The sequence below is a fragment of the Candidatus Desulfolinea nitratireducens genome (assembly GCF_982879505.1).
In genome coordinates this window covers 1-4,802 of sequence record NZ_CEYOSI010000125.1, presented here as the reverse complement: position 1 = coordinate 4,802, position 4,802 = coordinate 1, and the positions used below count along the sequence as shown (strand labels likewise).

The 4,802-nt window shown below is 47.1% G+C and carries 6 protein-coding genes and 1 pseudogene; 5 read left to right on the top strand and 2 right to left on the bottom strand.

The window, feature by feature from the left end; all coding sequences use genetic code 11:
* The first annotated feature begins 74 nt into the window (after positions 1-74).
* The 5 genes and pseudogenes from AC3DOM_RS11460 (at position 75) to AC3DOM_RS11440 (ending at position 2,496) form a co-directional block, all read left to right on the top strand.
* A complete protein-coding gene (locus AC3DOM_RS11460; protein ID WP_487919180.1) occupies positions 75-344 on the top strand; it encodes a hypothetical protein in 270 nt (89 codons plus the stop codon).
* 12 nt (positions 345-356) lie between these two features.
* Positions 357-770, top strand: a pseudogene (locus AC3DOM_RS11455) (DsbA family protein); the annotation flags it as partial.
* The gene (locus AC3DOM_RS11450; RefSeq protein ID WP_487919185.1) at positions 768-1,313 is read left to right on the top strand and encodes a peptidylprolyl isomerase; all 546 of its coding nucleotides are present in this window, start codon (positions 768-770) and stop codon (positions 1,311-1,313) included. The pseudogene AC3DOM_RS11455 and the gene AC3DOM_RS11450, both read left to right, overlap by 3 nt.
* Positions 1,314-1,377: 64 nt before the next feature.
* The gene (locus tag AC3DOM_RS11445; RefSeq protein ID WP_487919179.1) at positions 1,378-2,043 is read left to right on the top strand and encodes a DedA family protein; all 666 of its coding nucleotides are present in this window, start codon (positions 1,378-1,380) and stop codon (positions 2,041-2,043) included.
* A 66-nt stretch (positions 2,044-2,109) separates the two neighbouring features.
* Entirely contained in the window at positions 2,110-2,496 is a 387-nt protein-coding gene (locus tag AC3DOM_RS11440; protein WP_487919178.1) for a VanZ family protein, read from the top strand.
* 158 nt (positions 2,497-2,654) lie between these two features.
* Here the strand turns inward: AC3DOM_RS11440 and AC3DOM_RS11435 are convergent, their stop codons facing one another.
* Both AC3DOM_RS11435 and der read right to left on the bottom strand, forming a co-directional pair.
* A complete protein-coding gene (locus AC3DOM_RS11435; protein WP_487919177.1) occupies positions 2,655-4,037 on the bottom strand; it encodes a 4Fe-4S dicluster domain-containing protein in 1,383 nt (460 codons plus the stop codon).
* On the bottom strand, positions 4,037-4,802 hold a 766-nt coding region (gene der / locus AC3DOM_RS11430), incomplete at its 5' end, for a ribosome biogenesis GTPase Der (RefSeq protein WP_487919176.1). The genes der and AC3DOM_RS11435, both read right to left, overlap by 1 nt.

Sequence of the window (4,802 nt, the reverse complement as noted above, 5' to 3'; positions counted from 1 at the left end):
AAGTCTAAAGTCTAAAGTCTAAAGTCTAAAGTCTAAAGTCTAAAGTCTAAAGTCTGAATTCTTAGGTCAATAAAATGCGTAAATCAATTTTCCTTCTCGGTATCTCGGTATTTTTTTTAAGTGCATGTTCTTCAAGTGCTCCCCCCACACCAATGCCAACGGAAGTTCGCCTTATCTTCCCTGAGACGCCAACGCCAGCCGCACCGGAATGCAGCGCGACCAGGATCATTCCCACACCTGCTTCCGAGGAAGCCTCCCTCTTCCCTCCGGTTACTAAAGACGATATGGTGCGCGGACCCCAGGACGCGGCGGTTACTATTATCGAATACGGCGATTTTCAGTGACCAGGTTGTGCTGCTCTTGCGCCCGTGCTGGCGCAACTCGAAGAAGAATACCCTCAGGACCTGCGTGTTATTTATCGTGATTTTCCGCTCTTGACCAATCCTGGACACGAAAAGGCTGGCCTCGCCGCACAAGCTTCCCACGCCGCTGCTGTACAGGATAAATTCTGGGATATGCATACGCTCCTATTCACGGAGCAAAGTTATTGGTCATCCCTTGAAATGGATGAATTTGAGCGTTGGCTGGTCGCCGAAGCGACAAATCTTGGCATAGATGAAACGCAGTTTTTAGAAGACATCCAAAGTGAGGCAATTATTGAAAAAGTGGAACAGGCTTTCATTGATGGAGAGAAGACCGGTTTACCAGGGACGCCCTTTTTGCTGATCAACGGGCAGATCTATACAGGCCCTGCAGATTATGGGAGTTTGAAGCAGATTATCAGCCTGATCAGCTTGGGAGCCCGACAGTTTACCAATTGCCCGCCGCAGGTTATTGACCTGTCAAAAGAATATCTCGCTTTTCTGAAATTTAAAAAAGGGGAGGTAGTGATCCAGTTTTATCCACAGCAGGCCCCAATTGCGGTAAATAACTTTATATTTCTTGCGCAGGAAGGTTGGTTTACGGGGAATACCTTTCATCGCGTTCTCCCGGAATATTTTGCCGAAAGTGGCGATCCCAGCGGTACGGGGCAAGGAAACCCCGGCTATTTTTTCAAAAACGAGATCGATCCCTCGCTGTCATTTGATCGCCCGGGCGTGGTGGCAATGAAAAACCTTGCTCCGGATACCAATGGAAGCCAATTTTTCATCACCTATGCCGCTGAGCCCTCTTATGATGGCAAGTATACGATTTTTGGACAGGTTCTCAGTGGAATGGAGATTCTTAAGGAACTTACGCCCCGCGATCCGCAATTTGGAGAGGTTCTGCCACCGGGTGACCAGTTGCTTGGTGTGACAATTGAAGAGCGATAATATGCGGTATAATCGCTCGCTGGAATTAAATTGCTGGCAAATAATATAAAAAAGAGAGTGCATAATGGAACTACTAAAAACTTTTGTTGATATCTTTATCCACCTTGACGTATATCTGAGCGACATTATTTCTCAATACGGCACGTGGACTTATGCGATCCTTTTCGCAGTCATCTTTGTCGAAACAGGTCTCGTCGTGATGCCCTTCCTCCCTGGAGATTCACTTCTCTTCGCTGCCGGAGCAATTGCAGCGTTGCCATCGAGTACCTTGAATATCTACACGATGGTCGCATTATTGATGGTTGCCGCCATTCTGGGCGATACCGTCAATTACTGGATCGGTCATTCATTGGGTGAAAAAGCCTACCAGAGTAAATGGGTCAAGAAGGAATATCTTGATAAAACCCATGCCTTCTTTGAGAAGCACGGTGGCAAAACCATCTTCCTGGCGCGGTTTGTGCCAATTATCCGCACTTTTGCGCCCTTTGTTGCAGGTGTTGGGCAAATGTCTTACCGCTACTTCTTCTCTTATAACGTCTTTGGCGGATTGGTTTGGGTGCCTCTTTTTGCCTTTGCTGGCTACTTTTTTGGCAATATGGAAATTGTCAAACATAATTTTTCGGTAGTGATTTTGGCAATTATTGCCATTTCCCTGGTGCCTGTTTTTGTCGAAGCCTGGAAAGCACGAAAGGAAGGCAAGGCAGAAAAAGCAGAAACTGAATCAGCGTAAATTCTTAATACGAATGATCAAAGCCCCGACGCGAATTCAAAGCCTCGGGGCTTTTTTGTAAATTTGATGAGAAAAAACTGGCCTACATTTCTAACTGTAATCATGGCATTGCTGATCGTTATCCTGGCGAATGGCGGCAATTTGCCCCGTTCGATCACTCGGATTTATGATTTTCCCTATGGGGATAAAGCGGGACACTTTCTGATCATGGGGCTACTTTGTTTTTTTCTTAATCGGACAGCCCTCGCATCGTTCCCGGGGAGTAGACCTGCCACCCTAATCTGGAGGGTGAGTCTCATCCTGGCATTTGTCGTGACGCTTGAAGAACTCTCTCAACAATATATTCCCCGGCGCACATTTTCCTTGATCGATCTTGCTTTCAGCTATGCAGGAATTGCCTTTTTTGGATGGTTGGTGGCTCGCAAAAACAGGCCTGCAAAAACTCCCCGGTGATAATCAACATATCGAAGAGTTCAGTTAGCTTTTGTTGATGTTCACTAAAGGTCGTTGTCTTTAGCTAAATAAAACGTCCCGCAGGTTCAAGTTGCTAAAGGACTTGAACCTGCGGGACGTTCATACCCAATTTTCTGAATATCAAATGGATGGGGTATCTAGTATTCTTTTTTGTGAGAATATGAGACCCCTCTTGTCCACGCAGGTGCAGGGCGCTGAATGGGTTCTCGGCCATAAAAAAGATCGTCCATCCACAGAGCAACCCGACGAAAAAAAACTGATCGGGCGATTCCCCAACGGACAAGATTGTGAGCGGAATTATTGGGGTGGGAAAATGGGCAAACTGTCATACAGCGCCCACAGTCGGTGCCGATCACATTCCAATAGGCAAAGCAGCTCTCAGGTTCGATGCGCCAGCGAAATGCACCATCAACTTCTTCCTGATGACCAAATGGAATCGATTGACTGGGACAATTATCCGCGCATTTTTTGCAGATATTGCAAAAATCAATCGTAGCAGAATCGCTAGAGCGTGGGTCTGCGATCAATGGCAAATCGGTCGTTACCACGCCCACACGTACACGTGGGCCCTCATTGGGAGTCATGAGTAGTGACATGCGGCCAAACTCTCCCAAACCGGCGTCGCGAGCAACCAAAGGGGCAATTACCTGATAGTTTCCATCAATATGGGCGCGGGCGGCATATCCGAGTGAACGAATGACGCTGGCGATTTGCACAGCAACGCGAGCGCTCTCGACATATTGCTTGGCTGATTCCATCACGACCGGAGCATGGGGAGCATCGCCCATCATTTCATGATCCATCTCCACAGTAAGTGCAATCGCAAAGGTGTGATCCAGGCTGATTGGTGCGCCATAAATACCTGCGCCGCGTCCGGTATGCGAATAAATATGATAAGGCTCCAGGTGAGTGATCCCTACATCCAGGGCCCCATAATAAAGCGACAATTTTTTTAGGTAAGAGCTAATCTCTTCAGTGGAAAAGGTCAATTGTGTTTCTGCTATCGGTCCGTCCACAGCATCTCGAAGTGCACTTGTGAGGGCAAAGCTTGCCTCTGGCGCGGTAAATAGCAGAGGGTCGAAAAACTTTGCCCGCGGCGAGAGCAGGCCCGGTTTCGTCCGTGTTCGGTCATCAATCAGTTTGTCTTCAGGATGGTTTTTATAATAGCTTTCATATTCGGGTGAACCAACTTTGAGATTGGCTCTGGCAAACATGATCCTTCTTTCGTCAAATTGTTTTTTGGGAACATCGTTCAGGATGTTGACATTTCCGATTGGAAGGACAAAGAGAACGATCAATCCAAATCCCAATGATCCCATAATCGAGAGAATAGTCACGCGCGCAGACGTGGGCATGCCTGCCGCTAAAAAGAAAAATACCGCCCCTGAAATGGCTCCGCTAAAGGAGACGCGGGCAGCACGTTTTTCTTTTTCCCTGATCGATAAGAGACCAAAAAAGGCGAGGCTGAAAAAGACAGCCGCGCCAATGAGAAGAAGAGAAATAATTGTAAAATTTGTCATTATTTATCTTTTTTTCCTTTTAAAACGACTCTGATCGGAGTGCCAAGAAATTCGTACGCTTCGCGAATGCGATTTTCAATAAAACGCCGATAAGTAAAGTGCATCAGCTTTGGATCGTTGACGTAGAGCAGGAATGTTGGTGGGTCTGAGCGGACCTGCGTGCCATAATAGATTTTTAGCTGCTTCCCAGCTTGCGAAGGTGCAGGATGTGCATCCTGGGCTTCCCGAAGAATTTTATTCAACTTGGAGGTTGGGATGCGTGTGAGCCGAGCCTCCTGAACCTCCAGAGCTAGAGGAAGAACCTTGTCAACCCGCTGTCCTGTTTTTGCAGAGATGAAAAGCAAGGGGACATAGGGCATAAAATTGAGTTCGTGGAGGATTTTTTCAGTATAGTAATTCATCGTATAGGAGTCTTTTTCGACGGCATCCCATTTATTGACAAGGACGACTGTGCTTTTCCACGCATCAAGAATAAATCCGGCAATATGCAGATCCTGGGATGTGATCCCCGTCTCGGCATCGATCAATAACAGAGCTACATCAGCGCGTTCAATTGCTTTATGGGCTCTTAAGACGCTATATCTTTCTACGCCAGGATCGATTTTGCCTCTTCGGCGAATGCCTGCGGTATCGATCAGGGTTAGTGGAATGCCCTCATATACAAATTGTGTATCAACTGCATCGCGTGTTGTTCCTGCAATCGGACTGACAATGGAACGTTCTTGTCCGACCAGCTTATTGAGCAGGCTGGATTTCCCAGCGTTT